This is a genomic window from Bacteroides sp. AM16-24 (assembly GCF_003471885.1).
Taxonomy (GTDB): Bacteria; Bacteroidota; Bacteroidia; order Bacteroidales; family Bacteroidaceae; genus Bacteroides.
In genome coordinates this window covers 479,343-497,832 of the sequence record NZ_QRKI01000001.1, presented here as the reverse complement: position 1 = coordinate 497,832, position 18,490 = coordinate 479,343, and the positions used below count along the sequence as shown (strand labels likewise).

14 protein-coding genes and 1 pseudogene are annotated in these 18,490 nt (G+C 42.4%); 7 read left to right on the top strand and 8 right to left on the bottom strand.

Features of this window, described 5'->3' with window-relative positions:
• Nucleotides 1-3: 3 nt before the first annotated feature.
• The 4 genes from DW182_RS01860 to DW182_RS01845 all read right to left on the bottom strand — a co-directional run bounded on the left by DW182_RS01860 (nt 4) and on the right by DW182_RS01845 (nt 3,583).
• On the bottom strand, nt 4-1,557 hold the full coding sequence (locus tag DW182_RS01860) for an SLC13 family permease (RefSeq protein WP_118294448.1): 1,554 nt from the start codon (nt 1,555-1,557) through the stop codon (nt 4-6).
• Between the two features lie 18 nt (nt 1,558-1,575).
• Entirely contained in the window at nt 1,576-2,397 is an 822-nt protein-coding gene (gene cysQ, locus DW182_RS01855) for a 3'(2'),5'-bisphosphate nucleotidase CysQ (RefSeq protein ID WP_118294447.1), read from the bottom strand.
• Between the two features lie 218 nt (nt 2,398-2,615).
• Nucleotides 2,616-3,122 carry an SPOR domain-containing protein gene (locus tag DW182_RS01850; protein WP_118294538.1) on the bottom strand — a complete coding sequence of 169 codons (507 nt, stop codon included), beginning with the start codon at nt 3,120-3,122 and terminating at the stop codon, nt 2,616-2,618.
• A 50-nt stretch (nt 3,123-3,172) separates the two neighbouring features.
• Nucleotides 3,173-3,583 carry a lipocalin-like domain-containing protein gene (locus DW182_RS01845; protein WP_118294446.1) on the bottom strand — a complete coding sequence of 137 codons (411 nt, stop codon included), beginning with the start codon at nt 3,581-3,583 and terminating at the stop codon, nt 3,173-3,175.
• Nucleotides 3,584-4,205: 622 nt separating this feature from the next.
• Here DW182_RS01845 and DW182_RS01840 point away from each other — a divergent pair.
• Genes DW182_RS01840 through DW182_RS01830 form a run of 3 tightly spaced genes read left to right on the top strand, consistent with a single transcriptional unit; the run spans nt 4,206 to nt 5,081 of the window.
• Nucleotides 4,206-4,415, top strand: a complete 210-nt coding sequence (locus DW182_RS01840; protein ID WP_022392514.1) for a YtxH domain-containing protein — start codon at nt 4,206-4,208, stop codon at nt 4,413-4,415.
• Nucleotides 4,416-4,447: 32 nt separating this feature from the next.
• Nucleotides 4,448-4,813, top strand: a complete 366-nt coding sequence (locus tag DW182_RS01835) for a phage holin family protein (protein ID WP_118220601.1) — start codon at nt 4,448-4,450, stop codon at nt 4,811-4,813.
• Nucleotides 4,797-5,081 (top strand): hypothetical protein, encoded by a 285-nt coding sequence (locus tag DW182_RS01830; protein ID WP_233564059.1) that lies wholly within the window; start codon nt 4,797-4,799, stop codon nt 5,079-5,081. The genes DW182_RS01835 and DW182_RS01830 overlap by 17 nt, the downstream gene beginning before the upstream one ends.
• Nucleotides 5,082-5,149: 68 nt before the next feature.
• Here DW182_RS01830 and DW182_RS01825 read toward each other — a convergent pair whose 3' ends face one another.
• A complete protein-coding gene (locus DW182_RS01825; RefSeq protein ID WP_118220602.1) occupies nt 5,150-6,124 on the bottom strand; it encodes a type I phosphomannose isomerase catalytic subunit in 975 nt (324 codons plus the stop codon).
• Nucleotides 6,125-6,324: 200 nt separating this feature from the next.
• Here DW182_RS01825 and DW182_RS01820 point away from each other — a divergent pair, with 200 nt between their 5' ends.
• The 3 genes from DW182_RS01820 to galK are packed head-to-tail and all read left to right on the top strand — an operon-like array spanning nt 6,325 to nt 10,019.
• The gene (locus DW182_RS01820; RefSeq protein ID WP_044155238.1) at nt 6,325-7,422 is read left to right on the top strand and encodes an aldose epimerase family protein; all 1,098 of its coding nucleotides are present in this window, start codon (nt 6,325-6,327) and stop codon (nt 7,420-7,422) included.
• A 44-nt stretch (nt 7,423-7,466) separates the two neighbouring features.
• Complete coding sequence (locus DW182_RS01815; RefSeq protein WP_118294444.1) at nt 7,467-8,810, top strand: MFS transporter; 1,344 nt, start codon at nt 7,467-7,469, stop codon at nt 8,808-8,810.
• Between the two features lie 54 nt (nt 8,811-8,864).
• Entirely contained in the window at nt 8,865-10,019 is a 1,155-nt protein-coding gene (gene galK / locus DW182_RS01810; RefSeq protein WP_021967453.1) for a galactokinase, read from the top strand.
• A 115-nt stretch (nt 10,020-10,134) separates the two neighbouring features.
• On the opposite strand, the gene DW182_RS01805 is transcribed toward galK, so the two are convergent.
• Together DW182_RS01805 and DW182_RS01800 are read right to left on the bottom strand one after the other, a co-directional pair.
• The gene (locus DW182_RS01805; RefSeq protein WP_118294443.1) at nt 10,135-12,117 is read right to left on the bottom strand and encodes an alpha-L-arabinofuranosidase C-terminal domain-containing protein; all 1,983 of its coding nucleotides are present in this window, start codon (nt 12,115-12,117) and stop codon (nt 10,135-10,137) included.
• Between the two features lie 26 nt (nt 12,118-12,143).
• The gene (locus DW182_RS01800) at nt 12,144-13,631 is read right to left on the bottom strand and encodes an arabinan endo-1,5-alpha-L-arabinosidase (RefSeq protein ID WP_118294442.1); all 1,488 of its coding nucleotides are present in this window, start codon (nt 13,629-13,631) and stop codon (nt 12,144-12,146) included.
• Between the two features lie 169 nt (nt 13,632-13,800).
• Here DW182_RS01800 and DW182_RS01795 point away from each other — a divergent pair, with 169 nt between their 5' ends.
• Nucleotides 13,801-18,069, top strand: coding sequence for a two-component regulator propeller domain-containing protein (locus DW182_RS01795; protein WP_118294441.1), 4,269 nt, complete (start codon nt 13,801-13,803; stop codon nt 18,067-18,069).
• Nucleotides 18,070-18,166: 97 nt separating this feature from the next.
• Here DW182_RS01795 and DW182_RS22750 read toward each other — a convergent pair.
• Nucleotides 18,167-18,265: pseudogene (locus tag DW182_RS22750) on the bottom strand (transposase); the annotation flags it as partial.
• Between the last annotated feature and the right edge of the window lie 225 nt (nt 18,266-18,490).

Below are 18,490 nucleotides of genomic sequence, written 5' to 3'. Positions count from 1 at the left end.
AAATTAAAAGGGCCAAATTAATGGTATCAGGAATATGGATATCAAGAATGCTATAATATTCAACGGCAAACCAATGCGAACGAAATCGGTAAACTTATAGTTTCCTATACCTTGCACGATCAGATTTGTCTGGTATCCGATCGGCGTGGAGAAACTGGCAGATGCAGCCATACAAATTACCACAAAGAAAGGCATAGGGCTAACGCCCATCTGCGAAGAAATGGAAAGTGCCAACGGGAAAGCCAATGCTGCTGCTGCATTATTTGTGATTAACTCAGTAAATAAGTTCGTGATAATAAACACGGCAGCTAATAACACCTGCGGTCCGTAATGTTCAGTCAGGCCGATGATATAACTTGCCACCACATCTGCCACACCGGAATTCACCATCGCCTTACTAATGGCAAAAGCACAGGCAATGGTTATCAGAATATCCCAAGAAATGTATTTGGTATATTTACGCGCCGGGAAGATTTTTGTCCATGCCATAATAATAGTAGTCACAGAAACAAAGAAGAACATATCCAGCTTAATATCCGGAAATGCTTCTTTCACAACCGGCAACTCTCCTACTGTAGCTCCGGCAATCATTAATATCAGCAAAATAAGAGCAAACCAACGTTTCCCTTTTCCGGGAACCGGCTCGTTGTCTTTGCCATTAGCCAACAGAACGAACACTGAGGATTCTCCCCAAGTCTGAACGAAAGAATCATCTGCCATCACCACCAGCGTATCGCCATCGCGCAGGACTTCATTATCCAGATTCTCCGTAATGCTCTGCCCGCTTCGCTTGATTTCCTTAACAGCAGCACCATAGTGACGTTTAAAATTAAATTCACCCAATTTCTTGTTGATACCCGGAAAACGGGGGCCAAGCACTGCTTCAACCCGATGCAAGCTACTATCCTCCTCCTGGTCGTCATCCAATTTTACCGCATCCGTACGAACATCAGGCAAAAGTTTGGAAGAGAACAAAAACAAATAAATAATACCTGCAATAGCTATGAAGATACCGACTTTGCCCAACTCAAACATGGTGAAGCCTTCATAACCAGCCTCTAATATCATACCATGTACTACCAGATTAGTAGAAGTTCCTATTAGGGTACAGATACCGCCCAAAATAGTCACATACGAAAGAGGGATCAAAAACTTGGTAGCAGGTAGTTTTACCGATTCTGCCCAACGTTTGATAATCGGGGCAAAGATTACAACAACAGGAGTATTATTAAGAAAAGCAGATATAAAAGAGATAGTGGGCAGCATGCGCAACTGGGCCTTAAACACAGTTGTTTTCCCCACAGGAAGCAGCTTTTTGATTACTTGTCCCAATGCTCCGGACTGACGAATACCTTCGCTAACCAAAAACAACATGGCTACGGTAATCATTCCTTTATTACTAAACCCCTCCAGCATTTCTTTAGGGCTCAGAATACCTGCACACAAGAACAAGACTACAACGGAAAACAACACCATTCCTGGACGCATTTTGTCCAAAACTAATGCAACAACCATACCCAAAAGTCCTAAAAGTACGAATATTATCTCAAATGTCATATATTATACTGTATCTTATTAAATTTTCATTCGTCCGGGTTCAACCACAAACCAAGGATTCAATAAATCTTCTTTATTGTAACGCAGCGGTTCTTCTTTTCCTGCCTGATAAATTTCCATTCCGGCGGCACGTGCAATGGCATGTCCTGCTGCCGTATCCCATTCCATTGTAGGCGCAAACCGGGGATACACATCAGCTTTCCCCTCGGCTACAAGGCAGATTTTGATGGAACTGCCACTGGACACGAGCTCCACATCCGAATGCAAGCGTTTCATTTCTTCAATGTAAGCTTCTGTTTCCGGTGTCAGATGAGAACGTGAAGCAACCATCACAAACCGGTCTCTTTCAGACATCACCGGCAGACGGGTGGCAGCTGACATCAATTCATCCAACGGAGCGCCTTCACGTGAAGTTATACCGGACAACTTATATGCACCGAGCCGTTCTTCCGCAAAATAAAGTTCCTGTTTCACCGGGAGATAGATAACCCCCGCTACAGGTACAGAATGATGAACCCATGCTATATTCACAGTAAACTCCCCGTTCCGCTTGATAAACTCCTTAGTACCGTCCAGCGGGTCTACAATCCACAAAGCATCCCATGCGGAACGTTCCGCATAAGGCAAATGTTTGCCTTCTTCACTCAGAACAGGAAAAGGAGTATGACATAGAAAACCGATAATGGTCTCATGCGCCTTACGGTCGGCTATTGTTAAAGGAGAGTTATCCGCTTTTCTCTCTATTTTAAAGTCAGATGCCGGATCGTTATAGATGGAAAGTATGTCCGCCCCGGCCTGCAAAGCTGCATCTATCGCACTTAAAATATATCGTTGTTCCATATATGGTATCTATACTTAGATGTAAGATGCAAAATTAAAAACTTTTCCATCTTAAAAAGTTTCCATTAACTGTTTTATAACTTCTTTTAAACTACATGATATATTTATAAGCACTTTTCACAATCGACACGAATAAACAGGGGCAGTAACTTCACAGTTGCTGCCCCGTTTTCGAAAGAGGAGTTTCCCTTTCTATTAATTACCAAAAAGAATTCAAATTATTTAAGGCGATACAACAACCAGGAACTTTGGAAATCCTTACGGTTTGAGTATTTAGCCTTGAAAGCATCACGTGCATCGGCAGCAGAAGCTCTGTCATTAAAAGTACTGACAATTACACGATACATAGCTGCATCAGGATTAAAGGCAACAACAGCATTGTAACCTTCATTATCCAGGAAGTTTTTCAGGTTTTCAGCATTAGCTTTCACACCAAAACTACCACAAACCACACTGTAATCTTTCAAACCACCTACACCGGATATTACTTCTACTTTTTCCTGACGTACACCTGCAGTTGCAACCGGAGTACTTTCCACTACTCTTGCTTCTACCGGAGCAGTAACTGTCGGAGCGACTTCCACAGGTTCAGTAGTCTGGGTTTCTGCCAGTTCCTGTTGTTTTGCCTTTTCATATGCTTTTTTATAAGCGCTTTCACTCGATTTACAAGAAGAGAATGCCAATGCAATACACAATCCCATTCCTAAAATTGCTAATTTTTTCATAATCATATTGTTTTTATTAATAATTTCCATCTCAATATCTTAAATTATATTCAATATTTACGGAATAAATAACGAGTGCCCCCACATTCCAAGCACAGAGATGAAGAAGTCAGTTCTTCCATTGTAAACGTCCGTTCTCCATTTTCCCACCCTATATAGAACGCATAATTTTCGTCATCCATACTTTCAGGCAGCAAAATAATAGAAATTTTATCTCCTTTCAAAGAATAATTCCCAAAAAACGTTTGATAGCTACCATTTTTCAACAAACAGATGGCAGAAAAGCTGCCTTTCTGAAAATTATAGAAAATGCTATCCTGCCGTTTCATGGAACCATCGGCATATTGATATTGCCTAAGTTGCCACTTAGCATCCAAATCACCGTCAACGTTACTGCAAGCTGCCAGTACAAGCATCACCAGCCCGACAGCCAGAAACATCTTTCTTTTCCGTATCTTCATGTAGCCAATATTCCGAATAACAGGACAAATGTACGCGGAACAATCAATCCGAACATTACTCTTATAGTTAAATTAGATTAAACGCTGGTAACGCTCGTCAGAAGACAGAAAATAACTTCCCTATTGGAAAAATATTTTTTCCCAATAGGGAAAAAAAACAGGGGCTCTCAAAACTTGCAAAACTTGCAAACTTGCAGGGGCTCTCACACCCACACACGTACGCACGTACAATAAAATCGCGCATATTTATATAAGTACGCATATACGTGTGTGTGGGTGTGAGAGCCCCCTGCAAGTTTGCAAGTTTGCAAGAAAGTACGCGGTTGCCGTTTAATCCGCATCGTCCTTCTTCAACTTTAATACCGAACGCGGATGTGTCATCCGCCGTCTCCCGAGTAGCAGGATTTTCAATCCGCTTTCCGCTTTCGCGTCAACTATATACCCCGGAATTATCGGGTGAATGGAAAAAGAATGAGGAATAAAATAAATGAAAGCTCTACCAATATGAATTGACGGAGTTTTTTTTATGATTGGTGAAAAAAAAGAAGTTACGTGAACAACTATTCAAAGAAAAGTGTTAGTTTTGTAGTATTAACCTCTTTAAAATAGAAAGGAGAACATTATGAAAGGATTAAATGTACTTGTAGCTTTTCTGGGCGGTGCAGCAGTAGGCGCAGCCGTCGGTATTTTATTTGCTCCCGAAAAAGGAGAAGACACTCGTCACAAAATTGCAGAAATCCTCCGTAAAAAGGGAATTCGCCTGAACCGTAGCGAAATGGAAAATCTGGTAGACGAGATTGCAGCAGAAATTAAAGGCGAAGCAGCCGAATAAAACAAAATCTACAAAAAAACAGAGCCACTATGATGTTTGCAGACGATAGAAGTATTGACAACCTCCAGCAGCTATTCATTGAGTTCAAGAAATATCTGAACCTACAAAAAGAATATACTAAACTGGAAATAACTGAGAAACTCTCAATCCTGCTTTCTGCCCTGATATTATTATCAGTGGTTATTATTTTAGGCATGGTGGCACTGTTTTATTTGTCGTTTGCGCTGGCTTATATTTTAGATCCACTCGTAGGCGGACTCATGGTAAGCTTCAGCATTATCGCCTGTTTCCACCTTCTGCTGGTTCTATTAGTAATTACTTTCCGCAAAAAACTCATCGTCAACCCGATGGTGAATTTTATTGCCGGATTGTTTTTTGATAATGATAATGAAAAATGATACCATCATGAATAATATGCCTGATACTTCTTCCATGACTCTGGAAAGTATTGCACTACGAAAAAAAGAATTACGGAAGAAATTACATGCACAGAAAGAAATCATGACGGATACGGCAAGAGAATTATTTGCTCCGCTTGCACCCGCCGCTGATAAAGGTAATGCTATCATGCGTGCCTTTAATACAGGCATGGCTGTTTTCGACGGATTGATGCTAGGAGTAAAACTAATGAGAAAAGCCAGGAGGATGTTCTCTGCCAAAAGATAAACAGATATTAAAACAAAAAAGCTGCACTTTACAAAGTGCAGCTTTTTTGTTTTAATTCAATTCTAAGATTACAGATACGTTTCAAGCAACTTCACGCCACCTTCTTCCGGAACAATTGTCACTTCCTGTACAACTGCAGGCAGCAACACCGTTTCACCTGCACGGACAGCAATTTCATTCTGACTGTCGTCTGTAATGTGGCATGCACCTTCTACACAAATGAAAATTACAAATGAATCCAATTCAGAATAGTCACACGTAATTTCCTCCGTCATATCATAGATGGAAGTAGTGAAGTAAGGACTGGCAACCAATTCTACCGGTTCGTTCTTCAAGTGATCGTATTCGGTACGGAAATCATCCTGCACATCGGCAAAATTAATGGCTTCGATAGCCTGAGTAGTGTGTAACTCACGAGATTTACCTTCTGCGTCTTTCCGGTTGTAATCGAAAATACGATAAGTGATATCCGAAGTCTGCTGAATTTCAGCCACAAAAGCACCGGCACCAATACCATGTACACGACCGGCAGGCACATAGAATACATCCCCTGGTTTTACATCACACGTTTGCAGCACTTCAGCAAAAGTTCCGTTATAAACTCTTTCCTTGTATTCTTTCGCAGTAATCTGCTCAGAGAAACCGGAAATCAACTTTGCCCCCTTATCTGCAGACACCACATACCACATTTCATTCTTACCAAAAGAATTATGGCGTTTTCTAGCCAGTTCATCTCCCGGATGTACCTGAATAGACAAGTCCAATCTGGCATCTATGAACTTTATTAACAAGGGAAACTTTGTGCCAAAACGAGAGTAATTCACTTCACCGACAAGTTCATGACGGTATTTTCCTACCATCTCCGGGAGTGTAAGGCCTTTGTCAGGGCCATTGGCAACAACAGACTCATTGTCTTCTACAGCTGAGATTTCCCAGCTTTCGCCTACTCCGGATAGCGTTTCATTCAATTGCTTAAAAGCAATAATCTTGTCGCCTCCCCAAAGCGTTTGCTTCAGAATAGGCTCAAATTTCAAAGGATACATTCGTAGTTTTTGTTAGAGCTTTAAATAAAAATGTTACATTTTTTTAGATTAACGCGACAAACTTACAAAAAATATCAATTCGCCTCGTAAATGTTAAACGCTAAACTTTCCTAAAATGTTCTTCACATTTCAAGATAAACCCTTGGGAGTACGAAAGAATTTCTTTTTATTTGCAAGAAATTTAATTTTATACCATGGATATGATAAACACCGTGTCAACGGAAAGTAACTTGTCTGGTTTGAACAAGGAAGACTTTCAAAAAGATATAAATAACAAGAAGACTGATTTATTTATTCTTAAAAATGCTCAGGGAATGGAAGTTGCAGTAACTAACTACGGATGCGCTATCCTTTCCATTATGGTCCCCGACAAAAACGGGAAGTATGCTAACGTAATTCTGGGACATGACAGTATAGACCATGTAGTCAACAGCCCCGAACCTTTCCTCAACACTACTATTGGACGCTACGGAAACCGTATAGCCAAAGGAAAATTCACTCTTTATGGTGAAGAGCACAATCTGACAATCAACAATGGACCGAATTCTCTACATGGTGGACCTACAGGTTTCCACGCCAGAGTGTGGGATGCAGTCCAACCGGATCCGACGACTGTTGTATTCAACTATACATCCGCAGATGGCGAAGAGGGTTTTCCCGGTAATCTGGAAGTAGAAATGACCTATCGTCTGGAAGATGAAACCAATGCACTGGTTATTGAATACCGAGCTACCACAGACAAGGCAACTGTTGTCAACCTCACCAACCACGGCTTCTTCAATCTGGCAGGTATTGCCAATCCCACCCCTACGGTTCTGAACCACACCATAACTATCAACGCTGATCATTATATTCCCATTGACGAAGTGTCCATTCCGACAGGAGAAATCCTGAAGGTAGAAGGTACTCCTATGGATTTCCGCACACCGCATACAATAGGTGAGCGTATTGATGACAAATTCCAGCAATTAGTGAATGGTGCAGGTTATGACCATTGCTATGTACTGAATAAAACTGAGAGTGGCGAATTGAGCCTTGCCGCTACTTATACAGAACCGGAGAGCGGACGTACCATGGAGGTATACACCACAGAAAACGGTGTGCAACTCTACACAGGAAACTGGCTGGGCGGCTTTACCGGCGCACATGGAGCTACTTTCCCTGCACGAAGTGCCGTTTGCTTTGAAGCACAATGTTTCCCCGATACTCCTAACAAACCACATTTCCCGTCGGCAGTATTGCTTCCGGGCGACGAATACCAACAAGTAACTATTTACAAGTTCGGTGTACAAGAATGAATATAACTAACCTAATTTTATAAACTAATAATTTATTAAAAACCATGACACAACAAAAACAGAACGGTAATCTTGTCGCTATCATTACCATGTTCTTTATTTTTGCGATGATTTCCTTTGTTACGAACCTTGCTGCGCCATTCGGTACAATATGGAGAAATGAGTATGCAGGTTCTAACACTTTAGGTATGATGGGAAATATGATGAACTTCCTGGCATATCTGTTTATGGGAATTCCTGCCGGTAACATGCTCGTTAAGATCGGTTACAAAAAGACTGCATTGATTGCAATGGCAGTGGGATTCCTCGGTTTGTTCACACAATACCTTTCCAGTTTATTCGGAGCAAATGTCGAAGTATTCGCCTCCGGTGAATATGTCATCAAGTTAAACTTCGTCATCTATCTGCTGGGTGCATTCATCTGCGGTTTCTGCGTTTGTATGCTTAACACAGTGGTGAACCCGATGCTGAACCTTCTTGGTGGTGGCGGTAACAAAGGTAACCAGTTGATTCAAACAGGCGGAGCTCTTAATTCTCTGTCCGGTACATTGACTCCTCTTTTCGTTGGTGCTTTGATTGGTACGGTAACTTCCAAGACAGCCATGTCCGATGTTGCTCCTCTCCTCTTCGTTGCCATGGGTGTTTTCGTAGCTGCATTTATCATCATCTCTTTTGTTGCTATCCCCGAACCACACCTTCAGAAAGGTGGAGCTAAGAAAGAAAAATTCTCTCACAGTCCATGGAGCTTCCGCCACACTGTACTGGGTGTAGTTGGTATCTTCATTTATGTAGGTATCGAAATCGGTATCCCAGGTACACTGAACTTCTATCTTGCCGATGCAAGTGATAAGGGTGCCGGAATTCTGACGAACGGTGCCGCTATCGGTGGTGCTATTGCTGCCATTTATTGGTTGTTAATGCTTGTAGGACGTACTGCAAGTAGCGCCATCAGTGGTAAAGTTTCCAGCCGTACACAGTTAATCGTTGTATCTGCTACCGCTATTGTTTTTGTATTGATTGCTATCTTCACTCCGAAAGATGTAACAGTTTCAATGCCCGGTTACACTGTAGGTGAAGGATTTATGATGGCACAAGTACCTGTCAGCGCATTGTTCCTTGTACTTTGTGGTCTTTGTACTTCTGTAATGTGGGGTGGTATCTTCAACCTTGCAGTAGAAGGATTAGGAAAATATACAGCACAAGCATCCGGTATCTTTATGATGATGGTTGTTGGCGGTGGTGTATTGCCTTTGATCCAACAAAGCATCTCTGACTCTGTAGGTTATATGGCCAGCTACTGGTTGATTATCGCAGCTCTTGCTTATCTGCTGTTCTACGGCTTGGTAGGTTGCAAAAATGTAAATAAAGATATCCCAGTAGAGGATTAACGCAATTAAAAGGTATAGGTAATTAATTTATTCACTCATAAATTTGAAAAGATTATGGATATAGAACACGTAAGAAGCCGTTTCATCAAGCATTTTGACGGAACAACAGGAGCAGTTTATGCTTCTCCGGGACGCATCAACCTCATTGGTGAGCATACAGACTATAACGGTGGTTTTGTATTCCCCGGAGCAATCGATAAAGGCATGATTGCTGAAATTAAACCGAATGGCACAGACATTGTAAAAGCTTATTCCATCGATCTGAAGGATTATGTGGAATTCGGTTTGAAAGAAGAAGACGCTCCCCGTGCAAGCTGGGCAAGATATATCTTCGGTGTATGTCGTGAGATGATTAAGCGTGGCGTTGATGTAAAGGGCTTCAATACAGCTTTCTCCGGTGATGTGCCTTTGGGTGCAGGTATGTCTTCCTCTGCCGCTTTGGAGAGTACGTATGCGTATGCATTGAACGATCTGTTCGGTGACAACAAGATAGACAAGTTTGAACTGGCTAAAGTAGGTCAGGCAACTGAGCATAACTATTGCGGTGTAAACTGTGGTATTATGGACCAGTTCGCTTCCGTATTTGGCAAGCAAGGCAGCCTTATCCGTCTGGACTGCCGTTCACTGGAGTATCAATACTTCCCATTCGATCCGAAAGGCTATCGTCTGGTATTGGTAGACTCTGTAGTTAAACACGAATTGGCTTCTTCTGCATACAACAAGCGTCGTCAGAGTTGCGAAGCTGCCGTTGCTGCTATCCAGAAAAAACATCCGCACGTAGAATTCCTGCGCGACTGTACAATGGAGATGTTGCAAGAGTCAAAAGCTGAAATCAGCGAAGAAGACTTCATGCGTGCAGAGTATGTAATCGAAGAAATCCAACGCGTACTCGATGTTTGTGATGCTTTGGAAAAAGGTGATTACGAAACGGTAGGTCAGAAAATGTATGAGACACATCATGGTATGAGCAAACTTTACGAAGTTAGCTGCGAAGAGCTCGACTTCCTGAATGATCTTGCATTCGACTGTGGTGTAACAGGTTCACGCGTTATGGGCGGTGGCTTCGGTGGTTGTACTATCAACCTGGTGAAAGAGGAGTTGTATGATACATTCATCCAGAATGCCAAGGATAAGTTTAAAGAAAAATTCGGCAGAAGCCCTAAAGTTTATGATGTAGTCATCAGCGATGGTGCTCGCAGATTAGTTTAAAAACATCCAACTCAATTTAAAAGGGCGTCTTCCCATTACGGGGAGACGCCCTTCTCTTTTCAGCCTTTTTCAAATAAGCTAATTAACTAGCCTAACCTAACTTTATTCATTAATTTCATCCTTTCTTAAAAATGTAGACAGCAAATGTATTGGGTTCGAGCTCTACCTCCAGTACCTGTCCGTCAATAGAAACCGGAATTTCCTGGGGCTGAATAGCAGATGGCTGTTCAATCGTATTATCTTTATTGGGATCAGCTGAACGAAGCTTTATACAACGACCGTCAAACAATACATCTTGCTTCTTCAATCCTTCAAACTTCAATGATAAGGGCTGAGCTTTATCGGAAGTATTGGCCACTTTCACTATAATCTCTTTTTTATCCTTATCATAAACAGCACTTGCAAACAAGCCATTCTGTCCCTCAGTACCTGCTACAGGCTTTTTATCCATAGTAAGGGAAAGTACGTTGGTGCCTTTATGGTGCCCGTAGAGTTGCTGAACATAGTAACTTACAGTACGTACCGAGTTCAGATTATCAAACCAGATCATATCTGGACGCCATTGCCATCCTTCTACATGAGCAAACAGAGGAGCATAAGTAGCCATGTGTACAATATCGGCATTACGTTCCAATCCCGTCATAAAAGCAGCTTCAAGCAAGGCAGCATTGAAATGGTTCCACTTCTTACCTTTACCATGACAAGCATATTCACCGGCGAATACTTTCGGACCTTTACGGTCATAGTTATCATAACGTGTTCCCTGATTCAGGAACCAGTTCTCAGGACGATAGAAATGTTCATCCACCAGATCCACTTTCAAACGCTTCATTTCCGGCCACAAATATTCAAACTGCTTTCCTTCAGAATCAGGCCCCGAACTTCCGATAATCTTGATATCGGGATAAGCTTTACGGATAGCTTTAATAAATGGTTCGAGATGTTCAGGATATTCCGGTCCCCATTGTTCGTTACCAATACCAATGAACTTCAGGTTGAACGGTGCAGGGTGTCCCATATCTGCACGAAGTTTTCCCCACTTTGTTGTCACATCACCATTGGCAAATTCAATCAGATCAAGAGCATCCTGCACATAGCTATCCAAATCGCAAACAGCCACATGTGCCTCTGCATCAGAATTCTGGAACTGGCAAGACAGACCACAACTCAACACAGGAAGCGGCTCTGCTCCTATTTCCTCCGAAAGCTGGAAGAATTCAAAGAATCCCAATCCGTAGCTTTGGAAATAATCGGGATAGAAACGATGCGGGAAAGTATATTCCCAACGGTTCTCATTCAACGGACGGTTCTCTACCGGACCTACAGACTTCTTCCAGTCATAGCGTGTAGCTAAATCTGTTCCTTCTACAATACATCCACCGGGGAAGCGGAACACACCCGGCTTGATATCAGCCAAAGCTTGCGCAAGGTCTTTACGCAAACCATTCTCATGTCCTTTCCAGGTATCGACCGGGAAAAGAGAGACATGTTCCAAATCAACCGTACCCTTTGATGCCAGGAAAATACGAAGAGTCGCCTTCGGATCAGTTACACCCGGTTTTAGGATAACCTGATACTTTTTCCATTCTTTTGAATCAATCGTCAATGTCTCAGTAGCAAAAGCATGGTGTTCACCCATAGATTTAGTATCTACAAGTTCAATACGGATTTTTTCGGATGTTCTGCCTTGGGGCAAACGTGCCCATACAGAGAAGCGGTACTCCTCTCCTGCTTTTACACCGATACCGAAGAAACCTTCATTATCCAATCCCGTATGCTTATGCGGATGCCCCGGGTCAGCCAAACGGACATAGTGCGGATTCCTTTCAAAAGGACCGTCATCTTGAAGCGTTACATTACCAAAGGTTTTCCATCCCATCAGATGTTGTGGAAACTCAAACGAACGGTTCTTCACTAACTCGGCATAAAGTCCGCCGTCAGCGGCATAGTTGATATCCTCAAAGAACAACCCATACATAGTAGGCTGAATCTCTGCGCCCAGTTTCTTGGTTTGTATCACAAACTCATTGGTTTGTGCCTGAAGCGCCATACCTGCGGTAAGGGTCAGCGCCGCTAATAATCCAGTGTATCTTTTCATGGTTTCAAAATAAAAATTATAATTGGTTATTTAGTTCTTTTTCCCCATACGGAGCGCCCACGACTATCCAGACCGGTAAAGAGGACAGTTTCCGTTTCATTCTCCCAGTCGTGCCCTGCAAACACAATCAGGTTCTTCACCACTTCTCCATTGAGTGTCAGTTGTAAGGATTGGTCTTCTTTGGCAAAATCCCAGGTTCCTTGATCTTCTCCTAACTTTCCATCTTTCTCCAGATATAAGAGGTGGGACATGTTCCATTCTTCATCTTGTAGTTCACCTTCACCCCACAATATCTGTCCGGCTTCCAGTTTGCGTTCATACAGAGGTTCCTGTACACGGATAATTTCCCACTCGCCCACTAAATCTGCCGCAGAGAACTCCCGGGGATTACTACCAGCATAACGTTCAGGCGATACGACAGGCCATCCGTCTTTAGTAAAAAAGACTTGTCGCACATGGAGATCCATCATCTGGTTTTGCGGTGACAAGCGTCCCTGATGAGCCATGAAATATTGTCCGTCATCTGAAGTGAATACAGCACAATGCGCTGTGCCCGCCCAACCCGGATGGTTCTTGAAACGGTAAGGAGCTGTCAGGATAGGAAAGTTATTCGTCGTATCTTTCAGCTCTTTTCCGAAGTAATCAATGAACGGCCCTTCCGCTTTGTCTGAACGTCCCACACGTACATTATAGGTTGTCATCAATGGATCGTATGATACAAACAGATAGTATTCTTTCAAATCCGGATTATAGATAATTTCCGGAGCTTCCAGATTATCCTTTTTATAATTGGCGCGACGGGCTACCAGATGCCCCCTGTCACCATCCAGCATAGGAAGACCGGTTTCCGGATTCAGTTCCACACAATACAGACCACCGAAGTATGAGCCGTAATGCATCCACCACTTACCGCTTGAAGGGTCTACAGTGATGCTGGGATCAATGGCATTCATGGCTGTCGTATCGTCTGTTTTAACCACACAGCCTGCCAACTTCCAGGGACCTTCGGGAGAATCAGATTCAGCCAATCCGATATAGGATGTTTTCCGCCCGAAAGCCGATACGCAATAATACAATCTATATCTATTATTATAAGGAACAATATAGGGAGCCCAAATATTTGTAGCCCCGTGCCCTCCGGCATGGGCACGCACCCACTCTACCGCTTCCTGCGGAATTTCAGGAAACGCCCAACCAAGGAACTCCCAATTCACCAGGTCTTTGGAACGTCGCATTTGTATAAATCCCAAGGGAACTCCCTTTTCTTTTGCTTCTTTACGGTTTTCACGGAAAATGGCATCCGTGGAATACATGTAATAATAATCGCCTATCTTACGGCAAGACGGATCATGTACATTGTAAGTTCCCCACGAACGGTAATTCTCCATGGAAGATAGTGAAGAGTAATCATCTGCCCACGGATTGGGCGAAGCGGCAGGGGTAAACACAGGAGGAGTGCAGCCAACAAACAGGCTGTTCACTAACAATACAGCTATTCGCAACAAGTTTTTCATAATATTCAATAACTAAGAATTATATTGCAAATATACGCCCTACCTGCTAGTAAAAGGTGGACAAACGAATATTTCAGGTGGACAATAAACTAGTTTCAACAAAAAGTATATTCTATATTTTAGCAATAACAGATAATCTTCTAACTTTGCTCTAATAACACAAAACAGTATGAAAAATCACCCTTTTATACACCTTATTATATATAGTTGTCTAATAATGTCAGTATCCCTGCAAGCTCAAGAACACTTTGCAGATCGGTACAATGTCTCTTACATCACTATGGACAACGGATTACCACATAATTTCATAGATGATATCTATAAAGATACCTATGGCTTTTTATGGATATCCACTGCCGGTGGCGGTCTGTCACGCTATGATGGGTATGAATTTATTAATTTCAACACCAATACTCCTCACAGCAAACTCAAAAGCAACTTTATCCGCAATGTATATGAAGACAGCTTTCAGCGACTTTGGATTGTATCCGAAGGAGGTACAGATATCATCGACTTATCCACCCTGCAATCAGTCGTGCCTGCTGCCCCCCGGGGAGTTCTGTCCCGATTGATAAACCAACCTGCCCATACCGTCATCCTCGATTCGCAAGGCTACATCTGGTTGCAATGTAACAATGCCCTCCACCGGATAACCTTTAATGCAAAGGGAGATATCGACACATTATCCACCCTGGATTTGCCCGAACTATCCGAACCGGACCTTACATTAAAAGATATTGATGAAGACGGCAAGATATGGGCGGGCATCAATGGCACTATTTATAAAATCATCCCGACTGACCAAGGGAAGTTAGAAAAAAAAACTATATCAGAACAATTGACCTTCTGGCCTGATATATATTTTAAAGACATGTTGGCCAAGGAAAATGAAATTTGGATAGCCACACATATAGGCCTGTTTCGTTATAACAAAAACAACGACACAAGAAAACTGTATGAAAACATTCCAAACGACCCCCATTCATTATCGCAGAATTATCTTACAGCTCTTGCCATAACCGACAGCAAACAGCTGATTGCAGGAACTTTACGCGGAGTAAATATTTACAATCCCATCACCGACAGCTTCGAACGCCTTATATATAGTTCAAATGGAGGCAACCCACTGAACAGTAACTTTATCAACTGCATAAGAGTATACGGACAGCACATCTGGTTCGGTACTGAAAGCGGAGGAATCAATCAATTGACCCCGAAACGCCTGACTATACACAATTACCGGCATGATAAAGAGAATCCTTCAAGCCTGTCCGAAAACCCGGTTAATGTCATTTATGAAGACAAAGAAAGCAATCTTTGGGTAGGTACCGTAGAAGGAGGACTAAATCTGAAAAAGAAAGGAACCCGAAAGTTTATCCACTACAGGTATGAACGTGGTGAAATAAGCCACAACTCAGTCAGTTGTCTGACCAACGACAACCAAGACCGATTATGGATAGGTACTTGGGGCGGTGGAATCAACATAGTGAATCCTAAAGTAGCAAACTCCCCCCTTCAAGTCATAAACACTCATCCGGAAACAGGATTTCCATTGTTCTTCATATCAGTGCTTATTTATGATCCTGTCAATAACGGTATGTGGGCAGGTGCCAATCGGGGACTTTTTTTCTATGACATGGCAACCCAAAAGTTCATCTCTCCCTTCGCCAACCGACAGGCGGAAAACATCCGCGGATGCCTCGGTGCCCTTATCGATAAAGAGAACAAACTATGGATAGGCTCTACGGAGGGTGTATACATCATAGATCTTAATTCCCGGTCTCCCCAATCAGAGAAAGGAGAATTCCAATATCGCCACTTAAACTACAAACTAGATAATCCTCAATCCGGTCTGATAGAGAAAATCAGTTGTTTCTGCGAAACCAAAGACGGAACATTATGGTTAGGCAGCAACGGATATGGCATATATAAACGAACGGTTGATGAACAAGGCAAAGAAAAATTCACTTCTTATAATATGGAGCAAGGTTTAATCAACAACAATGTACGAAGCCTAGAAGAAGACACCTATGGAAAAATCTGGATCGGAACCAATAACGGACTTTCCTGCTTTCACCCAAGCGAGAACCGCTTCATCAATTACACCAGACAAGACGGTCTGCCGGATGCACAATTCTACTGGAATGCTTCATGCCGTTCTTCAGATGGCACACTCTACTTCGGCAACGTAGCAGGACTGACAGCCATCGAAAAAGACTTGCCTGCCGTCCCTGCGCAACCCGCAAACATACGTTTTACACAGTTAAAAATCGGAAATGAAAATATACTGCCAGGCAATAAATACCTGCCTAAGGACATTGCCGTTACCCAAGAAATAAAGATTCATGAGAAAGAGAAATCTTTCTCACTGGAATTCTCCGCCTTAAATTTTGAACCTGATAATACAGCGACCTACAGTTACCGTCTACTTGGATTTGAAGACAAATGGGTGCAAACGACCGGGAACAGGCGTTTTGCAAGCTATACCAACTTACGTCCGGGCACCTATACCTTACAAGTAAAATATGCCCCTGACAGAAAAGATGGAACAGAAAATATGGCAGAGTTAAGAATCACTATCCTGCCCTACTTCTATAAAACCACTTTATTCATCCTGCTGCTTGTAGTTTTTGCAGTACTCATCACATGGCAGATATACCAATGGCGCATACGCAACTTCAAACAGCAACGGGAATTACTGCACCGCACTGTAGAAGAGCGCACCTACCAACTGGAACAACAAAAACTATTACTAGAAAATCAAACAGAAGAACTCTCCCGACAAAACAGGATGCTGACACAGCAAAACGAAAAAATCACCCGGCAGAAAACACAATTAAGCCACATGGCACGCAAAATACAAGAACTGACACTGGACAAGATAGCCTTTTTCACCAATATAACCCACGAATTCCGAACACCGATAACTTTAATTATAGGTCCTATCGAACGTGCCTTGAAGTTAAGTTATAATCCACAAGTGATAGAACAATTAAACTTTGTAGAACGCAATTCCAAGTACCTGCTATCCCTTGTCAACCAATTGATGGACTTCCGGAAAGTAGAATCGGGTAAACTGAATATCGTCAAGGCAAAAGGTGATTTCCTCAGTTTCATATATTCATTACTTACTCCTTTTGAAGTATTCGCCAAAGAGCGGAATATAACAATAAGACACTACTTTCACATGAAAAATCCTGAAATATTTTTCGATAAAGAAGCCATGCACAAGGTCATTACCAATCTGCTGAGCAATGCCATAAAGTTCACACCGGATGACGGAAGCATATCCCTATATATAGCCACCCTTCCGGCTAAAAACAATAAAGAAGAGTCGCTCTATCTCTGTGTCAGCGACACCGGAACGGGAATTCCCGAACAAGATATCACACAAATATTCGACCGTTTCTACCAATCCCGGAAACAGGCCCAATATCCCGTATACGGTCAGACAGGCACAGGAATCGGCCTCTATCTCTGTAAACGCATTGTGATGATGCATGATGGAAAAATTTGCGTTCGCAATAACCGTGCGACCGGTTGCTCTTTCCGAATCCTGCTTCCACTTTCCAAAGAAGAAGGTATAAACCATCAACTCGTTATTGAAAATAACATTTCCCCAACCGTTGCCACAGAAAAGGATGAATCGCACAAGGAACAAAGCAGCCTGACCATTCTCATTGTGGAAGATAACGCGGACATGAGAGGATATATCCGCTCCATTCTCCGTGACTATTATCAGGTGCTTGAAGCCACAAACGGCGCAGAAGCCCTTGATGTATTAAACAGTCAACCTGTAGATTTTATTATCAGCGACCTCATGATGCCCGTCATGGATGGCATAGAACTATCACGCCGGGTCAAGGAAACATTTGCCATCTCACATATTCCCTTCCTGATGCTAACCGCAAAAACCTCATCGGAAACCCGGCTGGAAAGTTACCGCATAGGCGTAGATGAATACCTACTAAAACCCTTTGATGAAACTCTTTTACTAACCCGCATCACAAACATTCTGGAGAATCGCAAACGTTATCAACGGAAATTCAGAACAGACATGGACATAGAGATACTAAATATAGAAGAAGATTCCAGAGACAAGAAATTCATCAATCAGGTAATGGAGGTTATAAAAGAACACTATAAAAACCCCTATTTCGAAATAAACGATTTCAGTGAAGCTGTCGGAGTCAGTAGAAGTTTGCTGAATAAAAAACTTCAAAGCCTCGTCGGGCAATCCGCCGGACAATTCATACGCAATTACCGATTGAATACCGCAAGGGAGCTACTGCTTAAAAACAGGGAAACCAAACGAATGAGTATTTCTGAAATAGCTTATGAAGTAGGTTTTAATGATCCGAAATACTTCGCCCGCTGCTTCAGCAAACAATTTAGCATGAAACCCAGCGAATTGATGAATCACGAAAAAAACAGTTAGAGAGTTGCGCACTGCAATTCTATCTCTTTTGACAAGTGTAGAATATAAATAACTTGATTGTCAAGCTAATCAATAGTTCGTTAGAAATTAGCCAATCCTAAGCGGCTTTGGCTGTAAATAAAATGAGTTTTTTGAAAAGTTTGTCAATAACCTGTGGATACGGGTCAATCCCAAACACGCAAATAAATCGAGAAACAAATGAGTTGATCAAGAGACAAACTGACAGAGGGATGAAAGATATCAAGGCCGAGGATGGAAAATACCCGGTCCGTACCAACTCCGTACCAAATTCGGTTAGAAGTACCTTTATGCGGGGCTGATACGGAGCAACTAAGGGGTTGATCCCTCTGTGATATGTATCTAACAGGAGCCGGACAACCTCTGACTCCGTTAACGGGGCTATAAAAACTATTCCGCATAA